The sequence below is a fragment of the Xanthobacter sp. ZOL 2024 genome, assembly GCF_052932325.1.
In genome coordinates, this window is sequence record NZ_CM128808.1 from 56,657 (window position 1) to 78,938 (window position 22,282).

Genomic DNA, 22,282 nt, shown 5'->3' on the forward strand with positions numbered 1-22,282 from the left:
GTCAGCCTCCATAGGGTTCGAGAACGAGGTCGCGCGTGACGATGACCCGCACCGGATATCCCGGCCGGACGGTGAGCGTCGGTGCGATGTTGAGCTGGCGCTGGACGATCTGGCGGCCAGTCTGGCTGATGCTGTCGGAAGCTCCCTCGCGTAGAGCGCTAGCGAGGTCGCTATCGCTGCCTGACGTGCCAGCACTCGCCCCGACGCTCAGGATGGTGGAGAGCGCTGCCGCCTTGAATAGCTCGCCCCAGTGATAGTCGACGCCATCTTCGAGCCCGGCATAGCCCTCAACGTCAGCTCCGGGCTGGCGCTCCAGCACGATGGAGCGGCCATTGGGGAAGATGAGGCGGTTCCAGACGAGCAGCACCCGGCGCTGTCCGAAACCTACGCCATTGTCGTACTGGCCAATGATGCGGGTGCCCTGGGGGATCAGGAGGATCCGGCCGGTCGGGCTGTCATGGACGTTCTCAGTGACCTGGGCGGTGATCTGACCCGGCAGATCGGAGCGGATGCCGGTGATCAGCGCTGCGGGAATGACCGCGCCGGCCTGCAGGCTATTGGGCGAGGCCGGAGCCGCGACGCGATCTGGCGACACGGTGCGCCGGTCGACTGCCTGGTTAAGGAAGGCGAGCTGCCGCTCCTGGGCCGTTGGTGTCGCCGCTTGCGGACCAAGGCCGAGGGATGCGAGGTCGGGGACAGACGCCGCAGTGGTCACCGAGGCCGCATCCACCTGTTGCGCCACGACGGTGCTCGCAGGCCGCGAGTTGGTCTGGGCGAACAGCCGTCCCGTCCGCGCCGCCTCGCTTTCCTGCTGCTGGCGCTGCTCATCGGGACTGAGGGCAGGATTGGGCATGCCTGCCATAGTCGGCATCGGCGGTTGCGCCGCAGTCTGCGCATTGAGGATGGGCCGGCCGAGGTCGCCGGGCAGCGGCGGCCCCAGCTTCGGGATGCTGGTGTAATCCTTCGGCAAGCCGGCGAGCCCGTCGGGCGTCGCCTTGACGTCGGTGGCGTAGAGCTCCTGGCCCGGCCCGTGGTCCTTGCGGGCCTGGAGGGCGTAGATCAGCGCGCCGCCGATCCCAAGGCCCGCGACGAGCCCCAACCCGGCCAACACCTTGCGGGAAAGGCGGGTCACCCGCGGCGGCTCCGGTCTCAGCCGCATGGCCGCAGCCGCCTCCCCCGCCAGCGGCCGAGCGCCGTCGTCGCCGGTTCGCCCCGGCCTTTTCTCCTTCCCGGGGTCGATGCCGTTCATAGGACAGGTCTCCCGTCGGTGCGGGAGATGCGCACACGCTTCTGGTCCTTGTCGGCGCCAAAGCGCAGCTCGGCTGCGGCGAAGAGGCGATCGACGATCATGTAGGTGCCGCGCACGCGATAGTTCACGAGCTCGGAGGTGTCGCCCTCGGGGCCCACCACGAAGAGCGGCGGCATCTCGCCCTGGCCGATGCCGCGCGGAAACTCGATGAACACCTGCTGGCCGTCGTCGAAGGCCCGCAGCGGCCGCCACGGCGCCCGGTCGCCCGAGACCTCGTAGCGGAAGTTCACCCGCGTGAGGTCGATGCCGGTGGCGGCGGGCTGTACCGCCTGGGCCTCGGCATTCTGACGCCGCAGGGCGATGAGCTGGTCCTGGGGATATTGCCAGGAGACCGAGGCCATGTAGGTCTTCTCGGTGGAGCGCAGCTCCATGTGATAGGTGCGCAGATTGGTGTTGATGACGAGGTTGGTGGTGAGGTCGGGCCGCGTCGGCTTCACCAGGATATGGACCTGCTTGGCAGCCCCTGCTCCGCTCTCAGTGTCGCCGATGATCCAGCGCACCGTATCGCCGGCGGCCACCGGCCCCGAGCCCACCAGTTGCTCACCGGGCTGTAGTGCGATGTCGGTGACCTGCCCAGGCGCGGCATAGACCTGATAGAGGGCACCCTCCACGAAGGGATAGACCTGCATGGAATTGATGAAGCCATTGCGTACCGGCTGAACGCGGGCGGCCGCATTGGCCTGCTTGACGCGGGCCTGCGGATCGGCCGGCTCCGGTTCCGCCTTCCCGTCCCTGCCCACCGGCTTCAATTGGCCCGGTAGAGGCAGAGGCTTCGGCAGCTCGACAATACGCACCGGCCCCGGCGGCTCGGCCTTGAAGACGGCAGGCGGTGCATCGTCATAGGCGATCTCGGGCGGCTTCTCGAAGGTGGCGCAGCCGGCGAGCGCAGACGTGCAAAGCAGCAGAAGCGGCAAGCCGGACTTACGGAAAGCCGGAAAAGAGAGGCCACGGCGCGCCGGCCTCGCGGATGTACGGATGGCAGGCGTCATTGGGCGAGCTCCTTCGACCAGTTGATGGCGTTGACGTAGATCCCGAGGGGATTGGCTCGTAGGCGCTCGGCATCCCGCGGCGCCTGCACCACGACGGTGAGGATGGCGCTCCAGCGGGCGGTGTCGGCGAGGCTGCCGTCCTGGTAACGGCGCTCAGTCCAGGCGATGCGGAAGGACTCCGGCGAGGCGCGGATCACGCTCGAGACCTCCACCACCACCTGCTGCTTGCCGACCCGGGCGAAGGGATCGTCGGCGCGGGCGTAATCGTTGAGGGCGATGGCGCCGGCCTGGGTCGTGTAGGCGTAAGCCCTCAGCCAGTTCTGCCGCACGATGACAGGATCGGCGGAGATACCGCGCACCTCCTCGATGAAGCGGGCGAGGTGGAAGGCGATCTGGGGATCGGACGGGCGGAAGTCCGCGGCGGCGGGCGCCACGGCTTGCGCCTGTCCGAGCTTGTCCACCTGCACGACCCACGGCACCACCGAGCCGCTCAGGGCCTGCCAGGCCAAGGCGCCAGAGAGGCCGGCCGAGAGGGCAAGGCAGCCGAAGGCCATGAGGCGCCAGTTCTTCGCCTGGACCCGGGCGGAACCGATGCGATTGTCCCAGACCTGAGCCGCGCGCTGATAGGGCGTCTCGGGCTCGGGTGCGCGGCCGTAATGAACCGCAGGTCGCTTGAACGGGGTCATGGACGATCGCTTTCAGAGAGGGAGATGGACGATCCGCCGCCATGGCTGTCGCCGGACCGCACCGCATGAGTGGCGGCCTGGACCCCATGGGACATCTGCTGGGAGCGCCGCATGTGCCGGGCCCAATCGGGGGCATCACTGGTGGAGGTGGCGGTCGGAGCAGGAGCGCTCGACGGCGCGGAACTCGGGCCGGCGGCGGCGGATGCCGTCTCGCCAGCTGCGTCAGCGGAGCGCCTCAGGGGAGATGTCGCTGCCGCACCGGCCGCCCTCGCCATGCCGCCAAGGCCACCTGCGACACCGGAAAGACCCGACTGGCCAGCAGCGCCGGCGCCGTACGCGGATGCCGCACTTCCAGCGAGACCCGCCCCCGCTTGTGCGGCGGCAGCGGTCGCGGAGAGTGCCGCGCCAGCCCCGCGAGCGGCGAGGCCCGCGGCACCGAGGCCTGCGAGCGCGACACCACCCGCGGCAAGCCCGGCCCCCACGGCAGCGCCGGCCCCGAGCTGGGGCGCGCCCGTGATCAGTCCCGTCGCGATTCCGGGACCGAAGATGCCGAGGCCCAAGAGCGCCAGCGCGGCCAGGACAGCGGACAGGGCCTGGCTGATGGTCGGCTGGGCATCGCCATAACTGGAGGCGAATTGGGAAAACAGCGTTGAGCCAATGCCGACGATGACGGCAAGCACCATCACTTTCACGCCCGAGGCGACGATATTGCCGAGCACCTTCTCGGCGAGGAAGGCGGTCTTGCCGAAGAAAGCGAAGGGGATGAGCACGAAGCCCACCAGCGTCGTCAGCTTGAACTCGATAAGGGTGACGAAGAGCTGCACCGCCAGGATGAAGAAGGCGATCAGGATCAGGAGCCAAGAGATCAGCAGCACGGCGATCTGCACGGCATTGACGAAGATCGCCACTGGCCCGGTGAGCTGGCTTGCCGCATCGAGCAGCGGCTGGCCGGCCGAGAGCCCCACTTCCGCAAGACGCCCCGGCCGCAGGAAGTCCGCCGTGCTGATGGTCGACCCGCCGGCCTTGAGGCCGAGCCCGGCGAAGCTCTCGAAGGCGATCTGGGCCAGGGAATTGAAGTTGCCGATGATCCAGGCGAAGAAGCCGATGGCGAGGGTCTTCTTGACCAGCCGGCGCATCACATCCTCGTCGGCACCCCAGGCCCAGAACAGGCCGGCGAGCGTGATGTCGAGGGCGATCAGAATGGAAGAGAGGCCCGTCACGTCTCCCTTGATCAGGCCGAAGCCGGAATCGATGTAGCTGGTGAAGGTGTTGAGGAAGGTGTCGATGACCCCTACGTCGTTCATCGGATCACTCCCTCAACGGACTCGCCGAAGAAGCGGCGGCGGTTCTGCTCCCAGAGCGCGGCGCAGCGCGGATCGATGGGGTCGGCCGTCTCGATCTGGGCGCAGCTCTTGAGATCTACCGACGAGACGGGCGCGATCCTCCCTCTTGCGACGACGTTGGGCTCCGGTCGTCGACCTGCGGCGGCAGCGAGCGCAGCCAGCACTGCGCCCACGAGGCCGGCGACGATGAGGGTTCGAAGCGCGGTGTCCCGGTCCATGGCCACGCCTCACTTGCCGTGGAACATGGTGACGGCGGCGGGCTGATAGCTCGACCCGGTGGAGAAGCGCCGGTAGCGCTCCTGCCCTTCCGACACCGCAGTTGCCCGCTCGGCTTCCGACAGAGCCTGCGCTCGGCCGTTGGCCGTGACCACGGCGGTGAGGTCGGAGAGCTGCTGGGCCTGGAGCGCCTGAAGCTGGTTGCCGGCCTGCATGGCCTGCAGCGCGCCGGTTGCCGCCTGGCTCTGGTCCACCAATGTGGAGGACTGCGTCCGGTTGGTGTCGAGATTGCCGACGACACCGGCCTGCACCCGCATCGCATCCTGAAGGCCGGCGAGCGTGGTCTCCCACCGCGTCTTCGCCTGGGAGACGAGTTGTGCATCCGAAGTGCTCAGGGAGACGGAGCCGTATTGACTCTGGAAGGCCTGATCGATGGCGCTGACGTCATAGGCGATCTTCTGGGCCTGCCCGAGCAGTTGCTGGGTACGCTGGGCGGACTGCTGGAGCGCGCTGAGGGAGGAGTATGGCAGACTCGCGAGGTTGCGGGCCTGGTTGATCAGCATCTGTGCTTCGTTCTGCAGGGAGGTGATCTGGTTGGTGACCTGCTGCAGCGCCCGAGCGGCCTGAAGGACGTTCTGGGCATAGTTGGAGGGGTCGTAGACGACGTACTGCGCGGCAGCCGGCGCCAGCGGGCATAAGAGGAGCGGCGCGGAGACGAGCGCCGCCCGCAAAGAGTGGCGGATCATGAGGGTGTCTCCAGATTGTCGAGGGTGGGGATGAGGTCGGCCGCCCAGCCGAGGCCGCGGTACCGCAGCCAGGCGGCGAGGAAGCCATCGCCCCCGTGCTCGGCCAACACCTGCGAGAGCGCAGCCTGGTCGGTCTTGGATGAAGTGGCGCATAAAGCGAGCGCCACCTGCGAGAGCCCGAGCTCAAAGAGGCGGTTGCCGCGCCGGGATTGGCAGTAATAGTCCCGCTTTGGCGTCGCCCGGGCGAGGATCTCGATCTGTCGGTCGTTAAGGCCGAAGCGGCGGTAGATAGCCGTGATCTGGGGTTCCACCGCCCGCTCGTTCGGGAGAAGTAGCCTGGTCTGGCTGCTCTCGATGATGGCGGGGGCGATGGCCGAGCCATCGATATCGGACAGAGACTGCGTGGCGAACACCACGCTGGCGTTCTTCTTGCGCAGGGTCTTGAGCCATTCCCGCAACTGCCCGGCGAAGCCGTGGTCATCGAGGGCGAGCCACCCCTCGTCGATGATGAGGAGGGTGGGAGACCCGTCGAGCCGGTCCTCGATGCGGTGGAAGAGATAGGAGAGCACCGCCGGGGCGGCGCTGGTGCCGATCAGCCCCTCGGTCTCGAAGGCCTGGACGGAGGCCTGCCCCAGATGTTCGGTCTCGGCATCAAGCAGCCGGCCATGGGCACCGCCGATGCAATAGGGGCGCAGCGCCTGCTTGAGGGCATTGGACTGGAGAAGGACGGCAAGGCCGGTGAGCGTCCGCTCTTCGATGGGAGCGGAGGCGAGCGAGGAGAGCGCCGACCAGATGTGCTCCTTCACCTCCGGGGCAGTGGAGACACCTTCGCGGGCGAGGATCGCCACGATCCAGTCGGCCGCCCAAGTTCGCTCGCGCAGCTCGTCCACGCGTGATAGCGGCTGGAGGGCGATGCTGTCCTCCGCGAGACCTCCACCGAGATCATGCCAGTCGCCGCCCATGGTGAGGGCCGCCGCCCGGATGCTGCCGCCGAAGTCGAAGGCGAACACCTGGGCTCCGGCATAGCGCCGGAACTGCAGCGCCATGAGTGACAGCAGCACCGACTTGCCGGCGCCGGTCGGCCCCGCCACCAACGTGTGGCCCACATCCCCCACATGGAGGGAGAAGCGGAAGGGGGTGGCGCCTTCCGTCTTGCCGTAGAACAGCGGCGGCGCGGCAAAATGCGTGTCCTGCTCGTCGCCCGCCCAGACTGCGGAGAGAGGGATCATGTGGGCGAGGTTGAGGGTGGAGACGGGCGGCTGGCGGACATTGGCGTAGACGTGTCCCGGCAGGCTGCCCAGCCAGGCCTCCACTGCATTGAGGGTCTCCACCATGGCCGTGAAGTCCCGGCCCTGGATCACCTTCTCCACCTGCCGGAGCTTCTCGTCCGCGATGCGGGGATCGGCGTCCCAGACCGTCACTGTGGCGGTGACATAGGCGATGCCGGCATGGTCGGCGCCGAGCTCCTGCAAGGCGAGATCTGCGTCCTCCGCCTTGTTGGCGGCATCCGAATCCACCAGTACCGACGCTTCGTTGGTCATCACCTCCTTAAGGATGGCGGCGATGGACTTGCGCTTGGCGAACCACTGCCGGCGGATCTTCGTGAGGAGCCTGGTGGCGTCGGTCTTGTCGAGGAGGATGGCGCGGGTTGACCAGCGATAGGGAAAGGCCAGCCGGTTGAGATCGTCGAGGATCCCGGGCGTGGTTGCCGTGGGAAAGCCGACGATAGTGAGCACGCGCAGGTGCTGGTCCCCGAGCATGGGCTCGAGCCCGCCGGTCAGTGGCTGATCGGCGAGGAGCGCGTCCAGATACATGGGCGTTTCGGGGACACGCACCCGCTGGTGCCGGGTCGAGACACATCCGTGCAGATAGGTCAGGGTCTCCGTGTCATCGAGCCAGCGACACTCAGGCATGAAGGCTTCGACCAGCCTCAGGACGCGGTCCGTGCGATCGACGAAGCCATCTAATGCTTCGCGGGGATCGACACCCTCGTCCCCACGCCCCTCATAGAGCCAGCTCTCCGCCCGCGCGGCATCCTCCGCCGGGGGGAGCCAAGCGAAGGTGAGAAAGTAGCTCGACTCGAAATGGATTCCGGCCTCGGCGAACCCGGCCTTCCGCTCGGCATCCACCAACGCGGAAGCAGGATCGGGAAACAGGCTCTCGGGATAGGCTCCCGCCTCGTGCCGCTGGGCTTCCACGAACAGTGCCCAGCCGGAGCCGAGGCGGCGGAAGGTGCTGTTGAGGCGACCCGCCACCGCCACCAGCTCAGCAGGCACCGCGGAATCGAGGTCCGGCCCGCGGAAGCGCGCGGTGCGCTGGAAGCTGCCGTCCTTGTTGAGGATGGTGCCAGGGCCGACCAGGGCCGCCCAAGGCAGATAGTCTGCGAGCCGGCTCCCGTGTCCGCGATACTCGGCAAGGTTCATCATGGTGCGTCCCCTCCTCAGACTGACAGGTGGGAGGGGATGCGCAGATGCCGGCGCACCACGTCGACGAAGAGCGGATCGCGCTTGCCAGCCCAGACGGCGGCGAGGTGGCCGATCGCCCAGAGGGCAAGGCCCACGAGCCAGAGCCGGAGCCCCAGTCCGACGGCGCCGGCGAGCGTGCCGTTGAAGATGGCCAGCGCCCGCGGCGCGCCGCCGAGCAGGATCGGCTCACTGAGCGCTCGGTGGACCGGAACGGAGAACCCCGGCACCTCGCCCGCATCGCTCGCCATCAGACCAGCGCCCCGCCGCTGAAGGAGAAGAAGGAAAGGAAGAAGCTGGAGGCGGCGAAGGCGATGGAGAGGCCGAACACGATCTGGATCAGCCGTCGGAACCCGCCCGAGGTGTCGCCGAAGGCGAGCGCCAAGCCGGTCGAGATGATGATGATCACCGCCACGATCTTGGCCACCGGCCCCTGGATGGACTCCAGGATCGACTGCAACGGTGTCTCCCACGGCATGGAAGAACCAGAGGCATGGGCAGCGGATACCGCGCAGGCGAAGGCGACGACCACCACGGCGGTTCGCAGCAGGCGGCGATGGCGAGAGACAAAGCTTGTCTTCACAGGGAGGTTCCTTCTTCGGTGGGAGAGATCGCGGGCGAGATCCGGTAGTCACCGTCAGGGCCAAGCCCTTCGACGTGGGCGAGTTCGGTGAGCCGGCGTGCGGCACCGCGGCCCGACAGCACGGCGATCAGGTTGATGGTCTCGGCGAGCAGTGCGCGGGGGACGCTGACGACGGCTTCCTGGATGAGCTGCTCGAGCCGTCGCAGGGCGCCCATAGCGCTGCCGGCGTGAATGGTGCCGATCCCACCGGGATGGCCCGTGCCCCACGCCTTCAGCAGGTCCAGGGCTTCCGCACCGCGCACCTCGCCGATGGGAATGCGGTCCGGACGCATGCGGAGCGACGAGCGGATCAGATCCGAGAGCGAGGCGACGCCGTCCTTGGTGCGCAGAGCTACGAGATTGGGCGCAGCGCACTGAAGCTCACGTGTGTCCTCGATCAGGATGACACGCTCGGAGGTCTTGGCCACCTCGGCGAGGAGGGCATTGGTAAGGGTGGTCTTGCCGGTGGAGGTGCCGCCCGCCACCAGGATGTTGGCGCGGGATGCCACGCCCTTGCGTAGGGCCTCGGCTTGCGCCGCAGACATAATGTCGGAGGCCACGTAGTCGTCGAGCGTGAACACGGCGACGGCGGGCTTGCGGATGGCGAAGGTTGGAGCCGCTACGACGGGCGGGAGCAGTCCCTCGAAGCGTTCTCCCGTCCTGGGCAGCTCGGCGGAGAGCCGCGGGGCACCGGCATGGACCTCAGCCCCGATATGGTGCGCGACGAGGCGGATGATGCGCTCGCCGTCAGAGGGTGATAGCCGCTCGCCCGTAGCGCCGAGGCCTTCGGACAGCCGGTCAACCCAGAGGCGACCGTCCGGATTGAGCATGACCTCGACGACAGTGGGATCATCGAGAAGACGGGAGATCACCGGGCCGAGTGCGGTGCGCAACATACGCACGCCGCGCGTCAGGCCTTCCGAACTGTAAGCTGAAGCCGCCATGTCATCCCCGCCGTGGCCGGGCGCGATGCAAGGGCTTCCCGGACGGGGATGATTAAAGAAGGGGGAATTGGGGGAGATTCAACAACAGGAATGAGCCATCGCAGTGTGGCGTGAAAAGACAGGCAAAAGGGCCAATAGCTCTGACATCACCGTGGTCAGGAAAATAGCGCTGTTGACCCATAGAGGCCCCTCGACGTCGCTTGCAGCGACGTCGGCTTTGCGCCGCCATCTCGGCCGTTCGCGGCCGAACGGCGCGATCCCGAAAGCCGTCGTTCGTTCATCTCGCTCGGCGCTGGGGTGGGAACAGCCGACTTTGGGGATGTAGTGGTCGGGCAGTTTTCGACTTGACGTGTCACATTGGGGCGTGGATGCCCCAGAGGAGACGACCATGGAGGACATACGCAAGATCATCACGCCCGAAGGGGGCCGCGTCGGCGCCAAGCAGGCGTTCTACTACGGCATCGCAGAGGAGGCGTTCGTCGAGTGCGTGGTGCTTGCGGCCGAGCGACGAGTAATCCCGACAGCGACCGAGCGGTGGAGCAACGAGGAGGCGGCGCTCAGACGGCTGGAAGACCGGCAGTTAGCGGCCTCGGTCCGGTGTATCGTATTCGCTGGCATGTGCCTCGAAGCGGCGATCTACGACTATGCTGCCTGGCACCTGCCCGAACTGGTAGTCGAGGGGCTCGACAAGGTCGATTTCCTGTCCAAGTGGCGGATGGTCCCGCTGCTAGTGGCTAAGCACGAGATCCCAGCCGGCCGACTTACCCACAATGCGTTGCGATCGCTCCAGGGGCTCCGCAACCGCTTGGTGCACGCCAAGTCGGAGACGATGGCCAATGGCGACGCGCTGAACAGCCAAATCGCCAAGCTGGCAAGGGAGAATCAGGCGATTGCCGAAGGCTACGGTGTGGCCATGGAAGCGATTGTTGCAGCCTCAATCGAGATGGACCTGCATGCATCGATGACGATCAACCCGCTGCCGCAGTTTATACCGGCACGTGATGGTCGGCCGCGCTTCCTCGAACCCGAACGGCCAACCGAACTGGCGACGGTGATCGCCAAGTGCTGCCGTAGCTTGGGAGCCTAGTGACGCCACTGGGGGAGTGAAGTAGCTTGCAGCCGTGTCGTCCGGCTGCGGCCGCGAGCGGGCAACAGCTGGACGACGATGGGGCTCACTCTGCTGGACGCCGTGCCGGTTAGCACCGGCGCGTGTGTCGAGGATGCAATCGGGGATGTGACAGCGGCATTCTTCGAAGCGCCAATTCGGGCAACACTCGGCGCGCTTGTGGCGAGAGGGGACAGCACAGGCGTTTGCGGTGTTCCACGTTTACCGGCAGACGCAGGAGCGCGAACTGCTCGATCGGATGACCCATGCCGCCAATGACGCGTTCGAAAAGTTCGGCCCAGGTCGGTGCGTGGTATTCGCCGTATGCTCGAACAATCGGACCTGCCTTACGTCGTTGCTGCCCGATCAGATTGCCGGCGGAGGATTTGCCGGCGTAGGCCAGCAGTTCGAATATGAGTTACAGGTCGAACACCGACGTCAGCAGTTCGGTCCCATAGGTTTCACCGAGCCGGGCCTGCCGCGCTAGGTTCACGAACGGCTTCTCGGCGACAACGACGTCGGCAAACGGGATCACCGTGATGAATGACATCATGTCGCGCAAGTCGTTCTCGTTGATGTCGCGCGCTTGGTCGTCAAGGCGAATGACCAGCTCCCGCTCGATGTTCAGGACCGGTACGTCGACCAACATGCTGCGAACCAGAGAGGATCCGATGTCTGCGACCGTCGACCATCCGAGGCCAAGGCTGTGCGCCGTCGCGAAGATGAAGTCGAGCTCGTCGATGATCAGTCTGGCGCCATAGGCCCTTTTGCGAAGCGCGAGCGGCTCCCCGGCAACCAGTGCGCGACGGCCCTCCAGACGGGCGATGAGGTCGATCGATCCGGCGCTATAGCGCCGCACGGCCTCAAGCCTGACCGCCTCTTCGCTGAAGGCTAGGTAGTCAAACAGCGCGCGGCCGGGATCCTGGCGGATGAGCTCTATGACGCGGTTCGACATCTGGAAGCCGTAGCTCTCCGGTGAGTAGTCGCCCGCCGCCTCGAACCATAGGTCTGACAGGAACCAGCCGGCCGGCGGATCCGGGTGGGATACTCCGCTCTTCTCGGCGAGATAGGCTTTTAAGGACTCACCGAGGATGCGGCGGCGACCACGGAATACGACGCCGCCGCTAATCACCGACTGGGCGAGCGCCATGGCGGTCCGACGCTCGGGAACGTTGATCTTCTGGGTCTCGTAGAGGTTGGTGAAGCTGAGCGGCACCTTGATAGATCCCGAGCGAACCATTTCCACTACCTTGGTCAACGCGGCATGCTCTGCTGGATACCGCTCCTTGTCCCAGGAACCTCTGGCGAGAGTCACCCAAGCGTTTTGATCGAGGTAAACGAGACTTGGCGTTGCGAACGGCATTAAGGTGGATCGTCAAACCGTCTAGGTCGCACATCATACAAGCCCAATTTGCTCACCGAAAGAAGCACTCTGATAAAGTAGCAGCCACTATCTCCCGAACGTACTCTTGCCAGTGTGGTGAACGAAGGGTCGCGGCCAGTTGATGACTACCGACCTCACCGCAGGTGAGGCCTCGGCTTCCGCAACACTCACTCGTGGCGATGTCCGCTTTCGCGCGCCGTAGATTACGAACAGACAGGCTACTCTCGGCCCCAAACCGGCCCTTCGTCCTCACCGCAGCGAACTTCTGCTTCTGGCGCACTCCAGAGGTAATGGCAGCATCGCCCTCTCTCGCGTCAATGCGGCGGGATGCCATCCATCGGAGCGACGCGTTTTTGGGGTGGGGAGGTTGAGCCCCTCATCCGCGCGATCGAGAGTGAGAGGTTGGAGCGGATTTCCGTGACGGGTTGAGGGCAGGGAGAGAGGCTCCCGGCGCCCGTCGTGGAGTTTAGTCCCATGACTGAGGTTGAGGTTTTAGATGCGGGCCGGGAAGCGGCCGGCGGTTACAAGGTGGATGCGAGCCGCGGCGAGCGGAACGGCCGTGTGTCCTCCGAGTGGTTTTCCCGGCCGGCGGACGAGCGTTATCTGTCCCTGTCTGAGCTGTATGGCGCGGTGCGCGGTCGGTCCGACCGGAGCCGGACGCGCACCGTGGAGAGCGCCGCCATCCGCGTCGAGGCGAGCCGCGAGGTGCCAGACCGGCTGACGCTCACGCTGCCCGGGGCGGAGGCTCCGGTTGCGCCGACCCACTGGAGCTTCGGCCAGCTTGCGAGCCTCATCGGCGCGCCGGCCTCCTATCTGCGCCAGCTTCCGGCGCCGCTCGCCGGCATCAACCTGCAGCACGGCCTGCTCACGCACCGCGCCGAACAGGTGAAGACACTGGAGGTGGAGGACGGCCGCGTCGAGCTCCGGGCTGTGACCGGCCCCGACTATGGCCGCATCTATGACCATGAGCTGGTGGACGCCGTGCGCCGTATCGCCGGCAACGGCACCGGGGACACCCGTTGGAAAGTGCCTGGCGTGCTCGACTGGTCGACCGGCATCTACAATCCCCGCGTCGATATCACGAAGGACACGACCACGCTCTACGCCTCCGACCGGGACGTCTTCCTCTTCCTGGTGGACGATCTCAACCCCATCGAGGCCGGGCGGCTCCCGGACGGCTCCCCCGACCTGTTCTTCCGCGGCTTCTATTGCTGGAACTCAGAGGTGGGCGCCAAGACGTTGGGCATCGCGAGCTTCTATCTCAGGGCGGTCTGCCAGAACCGGAACCTGTGGGGCGTGGAGGATTTCGAGGAGATCACCATCCGCCACTCGAAGTATGCCGCATCCCGCTTCGCCCATCAGGCCGCGCCGGCCCTGGAGCGCTTTGCCAACTCCTCCCCCATGCCCTTCGTCAACGGCATCAGGGCGGCCCGCGAGCGCATCGTAGCGCGCAGCGACGAGGACCGCACCAAGTTCCTGCGCCGCAAGGGCTTCTCCAAGGCGGAGACGCAGAAGGTGATCGAGACCGTGCTCGCCGAGGAGGGGCGCAAGCCCGAGAGCATCTTCGACTTCGTGCAGGGCATCACCGCCGTGGCGCGGGACAAGCCGCACCAGGACGCCCGTCTCGATCTGGAGGCGCGGGCGAAGAAGCTCCTCGATCGCGCTCCCTGAGATCCGCAAAGCCGGAGATGGGGATTGCCGTGTCTCCGGCTTTGCGTTGTTCCGGATCATCGGCTTTGCGGCGCTGCCCTCAGAGGAAGAGGGTGGCGCCGTGCTTCGTGACGGGTTCGAAGTTGAGAGAGAGGTTCTCCGGCCGCCCGTCGCGGAGAAGCATCCCATGGCCACGTCCGTTCAGAAGATCACCCTTTCGTCCTCGCGGGACATCCCCTTCAACAAGCTGGTGCTCAGCCAGTCCAACGTCCGCCGGGTGAAGGCCGGCGTCTCCATCGAGGAACTCGCCGAGGACATCGCCCGGCGCGGCCTGCTCCAGGGCCTCAATGTCCGCACCGTGATCGATGCTGATGGCGTCGAGACCGGCATGTACGAGATCCCGGCCGGCGGCCGGCGCTACCGGGCGCTGGAGTTGCTGGTGAAGCGCAAGCGCCTCGCCCGGACGGCTCCCGTGCCCTGCATCCTGCGCGAAGGCGGCATTGCCGAGGAGGATTCCCTTGCCGAGAATGTCCAGCGCGCACCGCTGCACCCGCTCGACCAGTTCAGGGCGTTCCTTGCGTTGCGGGAGAAGGGCCAGTCCGAGGAGGAGATCGCGGCCGCCTTCTTCGTCTCGGTCGCAGTGGTGAAGCAGCGGTTGAAGCTCGCCTCCGTCTCGCCGAAGCTGCTCGACGTCTATGCCGAGGATGGCCTCACCCTCGACCAGCTCATGGCCTTCACCGTGTCGGGTGATCATGAGCGGCAGGAGCAGGTGCTGGAGCGTCTCGCCCAGGCTTACGACAAGCAACCCCATGCGATCCGGCGCATGATGACGGAGGGTGCGGTGCGGGCATCCGACAAGCGGGCCCGCTTCATCGGCATCGGGGCCTATGAGACGGCTGGCGGCACCGTGCTGCGCGACCTGTTCCAGGGGGACGACGGCGGCTGGCTGCAGGATGTCACCCTCGTCGATCGCATGGTGGCGGCAAAGCTCGCCATTGAGGCCGACGGGATCCGCGGCGAAGGCTGGAAGTGGATCGAGGTGGCGCCGGACTTTGCCTATGGCCACACCTACGGCCTGCGCCAGCTGCGGGGTGAGCCGACGCCCCTGACCGAGGAGGAGGAGGCAGCTCGGGCGAGGGCCCAGGCCGCATATGATCGCCTCTCCGAAGAATATGCCGATGCCGACGAGCTTCCCGAGGAGGTCGATGCGCGGCTCGGTGAGCTCGAGGCGGTGCTGGAGGCCTTTGAGACGCGCCCCCTCGCGTTCGATCCGGCGGAGGTCGGCCGCGCCGGCGCCTTCGTCAGCATCGCCCAGGACGGCAAGCTCCGGGTGGAGCGGGGATATGTCTGCCCGGAGGACGAGGTGCCGGTCGTGCAGGACGATGAAGCTCCCGCCGGGACCGATGGAGAAGACCATGCGGCCTCGGCCCCTCGTCAGGAAGCAGCCGTAGGTGATGCACCTGCGGAGCCCGAGGAAGAAGACGGCCTCGCGCCGATCTCCGATCGGCTACTTACGGAGCTGACCACCCATCGCACCCTCGGCCTGCGCCATGCCCTGGGCGAGCAGCCCGATGTCGCCTTCCTCGCTGCGGTCCACGCTCTGACGCTGAAGGCCTTCTACGTCTACGGCTCGGACAGCTGCCTTGAGCTCGACCTCAAGAGCGTGTCCTTCAACGCCCAGGCGCCGGGCCTCAACGACAGCGTTTCGGCCGAGGCCATTCGTGTCCGGCACGAAAACTGGGCCAAGGCTCTGCCCAAGGAGCCGGGCACGCTCTGGGACACCTTGAGCGGGTGGGAGCGTGACAGCCAGGCCGCCTTGTTCGCCCATGTGGTGAGCCTCTCGGTCAATGCGGTGCATGAAGCATGGAACCGCCGTCCCCGCGCCTTCGCCCATGCCGACCGGTTGGCGCAGGCGGTAGGGCTCGACATGGCGGCGGCGGGATGGAGGCCCACTGTTGACACCTTCCTCGGCCGGGTCACCAAGGCCCGCATCCTGCAGGCGGTGACCGAGGCGAAGGGGGAACGTGCAGCTGAGCGGATCGCCCACCTCAAGAAGGGCGACATGGCACGGGAGGCAGAAGCCCTCCTTGCCGACAGCGGCTGGCTCCCGGAGGCGCTGCGGAACCAGCCCTCCGACACCGCCGGCGAAGAGACGGCGGAGACCGACGGCGAAACGGCCATGGGCGAAGGGGAAGACCTCGCCGACACTGAGGAGCCCGAAGTGATCTCCTCCTCGATTGCTGCCGAATAATCCTCCCCGGGCAACCTGGCCCGCCGTCCGTGGCTCCGCGATCCCCCCATCGCGTGGCCGGACGGCGGGCTTTTCTCTTGGAGCGTCCCTATGACGGATGCTGCGCACGATCTCGCACGGCGGCTGGGGCGGCAGGCGGAGGCAGTTTGCCGCCATTATCTCTCCGCGGGTCGGCGGCAGGGGCACTATTGGCAGGTGGGCGATGCTCGCAACTCGCCCGGCCGCTCCATGTTCGTGCGGCTGACGGACAGCGTGAAAGGCCATGCCGGCAAATGGACCGATGCGGCGACGGGAGAACACGGCGATCTCCTCGACGTCATCCGGGAAAGCCGAGGTCTGCCCAACTTCAGCGACGTGGTGGCCGAGGCTCAAGCCTTTCTGCACATGCCCCGATCCTGGCAGGTCGCGGAAGCTCCCGTGTTCAGGACGAACAGCCCTTCACGTGACCCTGTCACCTCGGCATGTCGTCTCTTTGCGGCCGCAAAGCCGATTCCGGGCACAATCGTGGAGACGTATCTGCGGAAGCGCGGCATCACGGCTCTGCACGAAACCGGAAGCATGCGCTTTCACCCGCGCTGCTATTACCGCCCGGATCCACGCGAGCCCATTCAACCCCGGCCGGCCATGATCGCCGCCGTCACCGATCTCAGACAACGAGTCATGGGCATCCACCGGACATGGCTCGCTCCCGACGGATCGGACAAGGCAAGCATCGCCACGCCCCGACGTGCCATGGGCCACCTGCTGGAACATGCCGTTCGCTTCGGCAGGCCTGACAACGTTCTGGCCACCGGCGAGGGCATCGAGACCATCCTTTCCGTGCGGACCGTGCTGCCCAGCCTCCCGATGGCAGCGGCGCTCTCGGCCGCTCACCTTGCCGTCGTCGCATTCCCACCCGACCTGCGGCGGCTCTACATCGTCCGCGACAACGATCCTGCCGGCGACAGGGCACGGGACAGCCTTATCGCACGAGCGGCTTCTGCCGGGATCGAGGCCATCGTGCTCTCACCAGCTCTCGGAGACTTCAACGAGGATCTGCGCGCCTTTGGCGTCGACGCGTTGCGAGCGGGACTCCGATGTCAGCTTGCACCTGATGACGTCGGCCGCTTCATGGTGCTGAGCCCGTGAGCTGGAGCGACAGGGAGCGGGAATGCTCTGACGTCACGCTCTGATGCCCACCGTTGCTAGAGGATCCGCAGCCAGGCCTTCCAGAGGGCGATCGGCCGGCAGTCGTTCCGGACCGGCAATGGCTCCGGCCGGTGATTTTCCGGCGGCGGTGTTTCCCCACGACGCAAGCGTCGCGGGTCCCGACACACGCCTTTCCATCGCGAAGCAAAATCGCCGGCCTCCGCCATCCTCCGCTGCCGCTCCGGCCCCGCGTTTCCCGCGGGGTGCAGGTCCGTCCCGCCCGCCGGCTTCGTCGCCATGAAGGCCGCAAGGCTGCGGTCCAATCGACGGAGCCTCCCATGAGCACCGAGCACGACGAACCCCACGCCTCTTCTCCCACTGATCACCTGCTGCAGGAACTTCAGCTCTACGGCTACCGTCCCTTCGGGGACGAGCCCGATTCCCGGCCGCTTCCCGAAACTGACCGTATCACCGGCGCAATCGCCGATATCTTCGATGCGCTGATCGCGACACTGCAGGACACCCGCCTGGAGCCCGACCTTCCCGACCTCCTTTGGTCGACCGTCCATCTCTTCCACCGTGCCGCCGGCCGCATCTCCGGTACCCTCGACGACAATGAGCAGGGCCAGCGCCGTAGCCAGCAGGAGCAGGACGGCAGCGAGGTGCGCTCGGTGGAACTGGAACGTCTGATCGTCGAGGGGCAGAGCCTCATGGAGCGCCGCGATGCCTTCGAGCTGATGCGGGATGAAGCCGCCGATGCCTTCGAGCGGCACACCGGCTCAGCCTGGCGCCCACGCGCCGGATCCCTAGTGAACCATCGGCACCTGACCTCAGCTCTTATCGACAGCCGCGACTTCCTCGCCGCCCGCAGGCGGGCGGAGACCGAGGTGCTGATACCCGCAGGTCCGAAGATCGCCTTCTCCGGCGGCGACACGGTGGACCACAGGCTCATCTGGGCGAAGCTCGATCAGGTCCGCGCGAAGCACCCTGACATGGTGCTGCTGCACGGTGGCTCACCCAAGGGTGCCGAAAGGATCGCCGCCTGCTGGGCTGATGCCCGTAAGGTGCCGCAGGTCGCGTTCAAGCCCGACTGGACACGCCACGCCAAGGCCGCCCCCTTCAAGCGCAACGACCAGATGCTCTCGGTCACGCCCATCGGGGTCATCATCTTCCCCGGCACGGGCATCCAGGACAATCTCGCCGACAAGGCCCGCAAGCTCGGCATCCCCGTCTACCGGTTTGGGTCGGGCGGCGCATGAGCGCTGCCCTTCCTTCATCGTCGGAATCGGATTTCACGGTGCGTCACCGCTTTTCACGAGATTGCGGTTCCCATCATCGGTTTTCAGCGGACAAGCGAGCGGGACCACCGCTTATCACGGGTGGAGCTCAACGCGCCTCCTGAGCCCGACCATGCAGGCAAATGGCTGCACCCGGTGCTCTTCGAGCAAGAGACCACCCCCGCTTTCCTGCGCTGTTCCTTGGTCCGACCGAGGGCCTGACGCCATCAACCCGCAAGGGGTCGGCTACGCACAGCGTGCCGCCGTTGCGGCTTTGCCTCCACGGTGATTGCGGCCCGCGGCCGGACCCGTCGGGCGCCTGTCAGCGGGGGATGTTCCTCCGCTTCGAGCAGGAGCCGGACCCCATGTCCTCCACCGATGCACAGGCCTTCGCCCTCAGCCTCGCCAAGACCTTGATGGTCGTCATCGTGATCTTCCGCGCCGGTGACGGCACTCTGTCCGTTGTGCCTGCCGACGAGTTCGACGGCGACGCCTCCCAGATCATCCGTGAGATCGACCCCTTCGGGTCCTAACAGGAGTGAAACGAGACGCCTCAATCTACTTGGTTCAGGGCTCCCAGTTGGCCGATGATGAAATCAGCGCGGTCGGCAGCCGATACCCTGGGCAGGATCGTCACCTCATAGCCGAGCTTCGGAAAGGCTGCGATCAGGCGCTCATATTCGGCAATCGACGCCGACAAATCGTGCTGGCGCGCGTCATCGCCGCTGAAGATCTCTGGCCATGGGGGTGTCATAAAGACAGTGCGATTGTAGCGATGGGCATTGCAGAGCGTCTCGGAAATGGGCTCCCCGGTTGCGTATTCAAGCGCAACGGCCGCATCGACAAGCCCACGGTCAAAAAAGACCCATCCGCTCTGGGCAAGCGCCGTGGACCTGTCTTCCAGCGCCATGGCGATCGCAAGTCGCGCGAAAGCGGCCAGATCCACCCAAGGCAGATCCGATCCGCCGCCGCTGATCTGCTCGGCGACAATGCGCCGCCCTGGCTCCTCGACCACGGCAAAGCCACGGCGTGCAAGCTCGGCGATCAGTGTCGACTTGCCCCCGCCGGAGCAACCCGAAATGACGACATAACGATCCATACCCACCATCTCATTTGGCGCGGTAACGCGGTGTTTGAACTGACCCGCGGTGCACACGATCTCGGCCTTCGATCCTTGCCTCATGGGGACATCAGGCTGACCAGTGCAGCCTCGCCATACGCTCTGTCCAGCCCCTGGCGCGGGCCTTGGAGCGACACGACCCGATCAGGCAAGAGCAAATCAGCGGGGCGACATTTCCCATGTCGTCGAGGATGCGATGGCGACGGCGAAAGGATCGAGGCACGAGGCCGCGAGTGCGCAAGCATGGCAGGGCTTGGTGACAAGCTTCGCGCGGTTGCGCGCGAGCCATCGCATGGCCGGTGAGGAAAGCGTTCCACCCGTTGGTCCTGTCAGTTCGAAGCACACGCAATGGCCGGAAAATGAAGAGGTCAACACCGGTGAAGGTTGGGCCGCCTTCGTGCAGGGCCCGTGAGAGATCGCCATCTCCTCCTTATCTCCAACCGTTGATCGCGCGCACCAGCTGGCCTCTTCCATGGCCTGATCTGGCCGAAGGCCGGCTGCGCCTCGACCGCCTCTGCCGCAATGGCGGCGTCGGGCTTTCTTCCCCTGAGCGTTCCGCCCATTCCTCGCGGGACAAGAAAGTCCTCCTTGGCCATCAAGCCCCTGCCGGGGTGCGGCGGCAGTCGCCTTCCGCCCTTCGATCGCCATCGAGGCCGCAACGGTGCGGGCTCGGAAACGGAAGACGGAGATCGACAATGGCCACCATCGGCACTTTCAAGAAGATCGGCGCGAACGAGTTCACCGGCGAGATCGTCACCCTCAGCGTTCAGGCCAAAGGTGTGCGCATCGTCCCCGAGCTGCGCGCCAATGGTGAGAATGCTCCCAGCCACCGGGTCCTGGTGGGTCGGATCGAGATCGGCGCCGCCTGGTCCAAGCGCTCCAGCGAGGGGCGCGACTATCTGGGCCTCAAGCTCGACGATCCGAGCTTCAACGCCCCGATCTACGCCAACCTCTTCGACGACGAGGACGGCGACACCTTCTCGCTGATCTGGTCCCGCCCCAGCGGGCGACGCGGCGAGTGAGCCGCCCAACGCCCCGGCCGGCTCCGGCCGGGGCTCTCACTTCGAAGTCAGCAGTTGCCAACCGGTCCCGCGCTTCACTCGACCGGGTTTTCGGGGCCGCTCGGCACGTCCGCGGCGGGTCTCTTCAGCAAGGCGGCGGCGTCGAGCTCAAGGGCGCCGGCCAGGCGATCTACGACATCGATGCTGGCGTTATAGACGCTGCGCTCCAACGAGCTGATATAGGTGCGGTCGATCCCGGCTCGATGGGCGAGCTCTTCCTGCGACAGGCCTTTGGCGAGCCTCGCAGCCTTCAAATTCCGGGCGAACACCTCTCGGATCTCCATGGTCGAGAGAGCATCGCCTTGATGAGTATTTCACCACGGAGTATTCTCTACAAACGCGACCGTGGCAGTGGTGTCATTGGAAGTCGTGTAGGATTTTGGGAAGAACCCGATCTTGAGAGAAGTGGCAGGCAGACATGGTGACTGCGGCGTTCGAGGACATTGCACCGACGGGTCCCGAACTGACGGACTATGACCGGGCCCACATCAGGCTCTATGCCCGTCTGCTTGATGCAACGGCGGATGGCGCCGGCTGGGAGGAGATCGCCGCGGTGCTGTTCGGCATCGACGCGGCTCGGGAGCCCGAGCGCGCCCGTCATGTTCACGACACTCATCTTGCCCGAGCACGATGGATGGCCGCCGGCGGCTATAAAGACCTTCTCCGCAGCCCCGCCTGAGTCGACAGGGGTGATGCCGCAAGCGCATCACGCGATGCCTTTTAGCCGGCTTCTCACGCCCCTCTCAATCCCCGATTGTCTTTGCTCAATGCGCACGCCTCTGATGCGGAGACGAGTGAATGAAGCCGGACACATCGCGCTGGCGGGATAACGCCAGCTACGATTACTTCGACGACCTGTCGGTCGAAGGCCTCGCCTGGGAATGCCTGCGCCGGGACGAAGCCTATCAGGATCATTATCAGTCCATCGTGACCACCGGCACCGACGCCGAGCCGCTCCCCCGGGAGGTGGAGCAGCGCTGGGGGCTGCGATTTCGCAGCACGCCCTGCCATGAGCGCCGTCGAGCAGACCGTTTTGTGGTCTCCCATCGTCGACCCGGCCGTCGTGCTTCTTGGTCCATCGCCGGATTTCTTGGCCGGCGCACACATGAACGTCCTCGACAACGTTTCTGTGGTGCAAAGTAGCCCTGAGGGGAAGCTTGCCATCCTTGGCTTGGCCGCGCGTTCGTCCCAACTCCTTGCCTTGCCGGGCTCTGTTTCTGACGCGCCTATCGCTGCGATCATTCCGCTGGACACCGATATCGTGGGCCGCGTGGAAGCTTTATCCCGCTTTTGGCGCACCATCGAAGGTCGCCCGGCGCTCCCCGACACGCGGATGACCACACAGCAGCGACAGCGCCTGCGCGCCATGATGCTGGCCGCAGACGGACGCACTGACGGCGCCAGCTATCGCGACATCGCATTCGCTCTCTATGACCAGAGGCGCATCGCTGCCGAGCCTTGGAAGACCTCGTCGCTGCGCGATCGCGTCATCGGTCTCGTCAAGGGCGGCCGAGCGCTGATCGCCGGCGGCTATCTCAAGCTCCTGCGTCATCGTCGGCGACCATAACAGCATCGCCGAGACGTTCGGGGTGGGCATTTTACGCCCCTCAACTTCCCCATCCCTCACGACGGCCGCCCTTCGCCACCGTGATCGCCATCCGCCGCTGATGATCAGTGGCCCGATAGCGCCCACGGAGGTTCGATCCATGCGCCCCGATGCTGTCCCGCTGCCGCCGCGCTATCTGCGCACCAAGGAAGCCGCCGTCTTCCTCAGCCTCTCGCCCCGGACGCTCGAGAAGCACCGCACCTACGGAACTGGTCCCGCCTATCGCAAGCTCGGCGGACGCGTCGTCTATTCCGTCGAGGATTTGCAGGCCTGGGTGGCCCGAGGCGCCGTCACCTCCACCTCCGATCCGCGCGGCTCCATCCTGCCGGCCAAGCGTCATTCCATGTCTGGCGTCCTGCCGGGCAGCCTGGCGCGCTGAGCGG

Annotated in this window: 24 protein-coding genes; 11 read left to right on the forward strand and 13 right to left on the reverse strand. The window is 66.2% G+C overall.

Annotated elements, in window-relative coordinates; translation table 11 throughout:
- Nucleotide 1: 1 nt before the first annotated feature.
- From ACU4E7_RS00270 to trbB, 10 genes are read right to left on the reverse strand one after another with little or no spacing between them, the layout of a single operon-like run.
- Complete coding sequence (locus ACU4E7_RS00270) at nucleotides 2–1,249, reverse strand: TrbI/VirB10 family protein (protein ID WP_238123835.1); 1,248 nt, start codon at nucleotides 1,247–1,249, stop codon at nucleotides 2–4.
- A complete protein-coding gene (trbG, locus tag ACU4E7_RS00275; RefSeq protein ID WP_238123834.1) occupies nucleotides 1,246–2,298 on the reverse strand; it encodes a P-type conjugative transfer protein TrbG in 1,053 nt (350 codons plus the stop codon). The genes ACU4E7_RS00270 and trbG overlap by 4 nt, the downstream gene beginning before the upstream one ends.
- Entirely contained in the window at nucleotides 2,295–2,984 is a 690-nt protein-coding gene (gene trbF, locus ACU4E7_RS00280) for a conjugal transfer protein TrbF (RefSeq protein ID WP_238123833.1), read from the reverse strand. The genes trbG and trbF overlap by 4 nt, the downstream gene beginning before the upstream one ends.
- Nucleotides 2,981–4,288 carry a P-type conjugative transfer protein TrbL gene (gene trbL, locus ACU4E7_RS00285; protein WP_238123832.1) on the reverse strand — a complete coding sequence of 436 codons (1,308 nt, stop codon included), beginning with the start codon at nucleotides 4,286–4,288 and terminating at the stop codon, nucleotides 2,981–2,983. The genes trbF and trbL overlap by 4 nt, the downstream gene beginning before the upstream one ends.
- The gene (trbK-alt, locus tag ACU4E7_RS00290; RefSeq protein WP_238123831.1) at nucleotides 4,285–4,545 is read right to left on the reverse strand and encodes a putative entry exclusion protein TrbK-alt; all 261 of its coding nucleotides are present in this window, start codon (nucleotides 4,543–4,545) and stop codon (nucleotides 4,285–4,287) included. The genes trbL and trbK-alt overlap by 4 nt, the downstream gene beginning before the upstream one ends.
- 9 nt (nucleotides 4,546–4,554) lie before the next feature.
- A complete protein-coding gene (gene trbJ, locus ACU4E7_RS00295; RefSeq protein WP_238123830.1) occupies nucleotides 4,555–5,289 on the reverse strand; it encodes a P-type conjugative transfer protein TrbJ in 735 nt (244 codons plus the stop codon).
- A complete protein-coding gene (trbE, locus tag ACU4E7_RS00300; protein WP_238123829.1) occupies nucleotides 5,286–7,715 on the reverse strand; it encodes a conjugal transfer protein TrbE in 2,430 nt (809 codons plus the stop codon). The genes trbJ and trbE overlap by 4 nt, the downstream gene beginning before the upstream one ends.
- A gap of 14 nt (nucleotides 7,716–7,729) precedes the next feature.
- Nucleotides 7,730–8,002: a VirB3 family type IV secretion system protein gene (locus ACU4E7_RS00305; protein ID WP_238123828.1), complete on the reverse strand. Its 273-nt coding sequence runs from the start codon at nucleotides 8,000–8,002 to the stop codon at nucleotides 7,730–7,732.
- Nucleotides 8,002–8,301, reverse strand: coding sequence for a TrbC/VirB2 family protein (locus ACU4E7_RS00310; RefSeq protein WP_238123856.1), 300 nt, complete (start codon nucleotides 8,299–8,301; stop codon nucleotides 8,002–8,004). Before ACU4E7_RS00310 ends, ACU4E7_RS00305 begins: the two co-directional genes overlap by 1 nt.
- A 29-nt stretch (nucleotides 8,302–8,330) precedes the next feature.
- Nucleotides 8,331–9,317, reverse strand: coding sequence for a P-type conjugative transfer ATPase TrbB (gene trbB / locus ACU4E7_RS00315; protein WP_238123827.1), 987 nt, complete (start codon nucleotides 9,315–9,317; stop codon nucleotides 8,331–8,333).
- Nucleotides 9,318–9,705: 388 nt separating this feature from the next.
- Between trbB and ACU4E7_RS00320 the strand changes: the two genes are divergently transcribed.
- The gene (locus ACU4E7_RS00320; protein ID WP_447020237.1) at nucleotides 9,706–10,404 is read left to right on the forward strand and encodes a hypothetical protein; all 699 of its coding nucleotides are present in this window, start codon (nucleotides 9,706–9,708) and stop codon (nucleotides 10,402–10,404) included.
- Nucleotides 10,405–10,840: 436 nt separating this feature from the next.
- Here ACU4E7_RS00320 and ACU4E7_RS00325 read toward each other — a convergent pair whose 3' ends face one another.
- Complete coding sequence (locus ACU4E7_RS00325; protein WP_447020238.1) at nucleotides 10,841–11,785, reverse strand: hypothetical protein; 945 nt, start codon at nucleotides 11,783–11,785, stop codon at nucleotides 10,841–10,843.
- A gap of 495 nt (nucleotides 11,786–12,280) precedes the next feature.
- Between ACU4E7_RS00325 and ACU4E7_RS00330 the strand changes: the two genes are divergently transcribed.
- From ACU4E7_RS00330 to ACU4E7_RS00350, 5 genes are all read left to right on the forward strand, one after another.
- Entirely contained in the window at nucleotides 12,281–13,477 is a 1,197-nt protein-coding gene (locus ACU4E7_RS00330) for a hypothetical protein (protein ID WP_012112594.1), read from the forward strand.
- 166 nt (nucleotides 13,478–13,643) lie between these two features.
- Nucleotides 13,644–15,707, forward strand: a complete 2,064-nt coding sequence (locus ACU4E7_RS00335; protein WP_012112595.1) for a ParB/RepB/Spo0J family partition protein — start codon at nucleotides 13,644–13,646, stop codon at nucleotides 15,705–15,707.
- Nucleotides 15,708–15,797: 90 nt separating this feature from the next.
- Nucleotides 15,798–16,835 carry a DUF7146 domain-containing protein gene (locus ACU4E7_RS00340; protein WP_012112596.1) on the forward strand — a complete coding sequence of 346 codons (1,038 nt, stop codon included), beginning with the start codon at nucleotides 15,798–15,800 and terminating at the stop codon, nucleotides 16,833–16,835.
- A 338-nt stretch (nucleotides 16,836–17,173) separates the two neighbouring features.
- Entirely contained in the window at nucleotides 17,174–18,094 is a 921-nt protein-coding gene (locus ACU4E7_RS00345; RefSeq protein WP_238123821.1) for a DUF2493 domain-containing protein, read from the forward strand.
- 383 nt (nucleotides 18,095–18,477) lie between these two features.
- Nucleotides 18,478–18,645 carry a hypothetical protein gene (locus tag ACU4E7_RS00350; RefSeq protein WP_238123820.1) on the forward strand — a complete coding sequence of 56 codons (168 nt, stop codon included), beginning with the start codon at nucleotides 18,478–18,480 and terminating at the stop codon, nucleotides 18,643–18,645.
- Between the two features lie 20 nt (nucleotides 18,646–18,665).
- Here the strand turns inward: ACU4E7_RS00350 and ACU4E7_RS00355 are convergent, their stop codons facing one another.
- A complete protein-coding gene (locus tag ACU4E7_RS00355) occupies nucleotides 18,666–19,211 on the reverse strand; it encodes an AAA family ATPase (RefSeq protein WP_238123819.1) in 546 nt (181 codons plus the stop codon).
- Between the two features lie 716 nt (nucleotides 19,212–19,927).
- Between ACU4E7_RS00355 and ACU4E7_RS00360 the strand changes: the two genes are divergently transcribed.
- The gene (locus ACU4E7_RS00360; protein ID WP_238123818.1) at nucleotides 19,928–20,254 is read left to right on the forward strand and encodes a DUF736 domain-containing protein; all 327 of its coding nucleotides are present in this window, start codon (nucleotides 19,928–19,930) and stop codon (nucleotides 20,252–20,254) included.
- Between the two features lie 74 nt (nucleotides 20,255–20,328).
- Here the strand turns inward: ACU4E7_RS00360 and ACU4E7_RS00365 are convergent, their stop codons facing one another.
- The gene (locus ACU4E7_RS00365) at nucleotides 20,329–20,577 is read right to left on the reverse strand and encodes a helix-turn-helix domain-containing protein (protein ID WP_238123817.1); all 249 of its coding nucleotides are present in this window, start codon (nucleotides 20,575–20,577) and stop codon (nucleotides 20,329–20,331) included.
- A gap of 134 nt (nucleotides 20,578–20,711) precedes the next feature.
- On the opposite strand from ACU4E7_RS00365, the gene ACU4E7_RS00370 reads away from it, so the two are divergent.
- The 4 genes from ACU4E7_RS00370 (at nucleotide 20,712) to ACU4E7_RS00385 (ending at nucleotide 22,278) form a co-directional block, all read left to right on the forward strand.
- Nucleotides 20,712–20,972 carry a DNA -binding domain-containing protein gene (locus ACU4E7_RS00370; RefSeq protein WP_238123816.1) on the forward strand — a complete coding sequence of 87 codons (261 nt, stop codon included), beginning with the start codon at nucleotides 20,712–20,714 and terminating at the stop codon, nucleotides 20,970–20,972.
- Between the two features lie 119 nt (nucleotides 20,973–21,091).
- A complete protein-coding gene (locus tag ACU4E7_RS00375; RefSeq protein WP_238123815.1) occupies nucleotides 21,092–21,436 on the forward strand; it encodes a transcriptional regulator domain-containing protein in 345 nt (114 codons plus the stop codon).
- Entirely contained in the window at nucleotides 21,399–21,860 is a 462-nt protein-coding gene (locus ACU4E7_RS00380; RefSeq protein ID WP_238123814.1) for a DUF2285 domain-containing protein, read from the forward strand. Before ACU4E7_RS00375 ends, ACU4E7_RS00380 begins: the two co-directional genes overlap by 38 nt.
- A 139-nt stretch (nucleotides 21,861–21,999) precedes the next feature.
- Complete coding sequence (locus tag ACU4E7_RS00385; RefSeq protein ID WP_238123813.1) at nucleotides 22,000–22,278, forward strand: helix-turn-helix transcriptional regulator; 279 nt, start codon at nucleotides 22,000–22,002, stop codon at nucleotides 22,276–22,278.
- Nucleotides 22,279–22,282 lie beyond the last annotated feature (4 nt).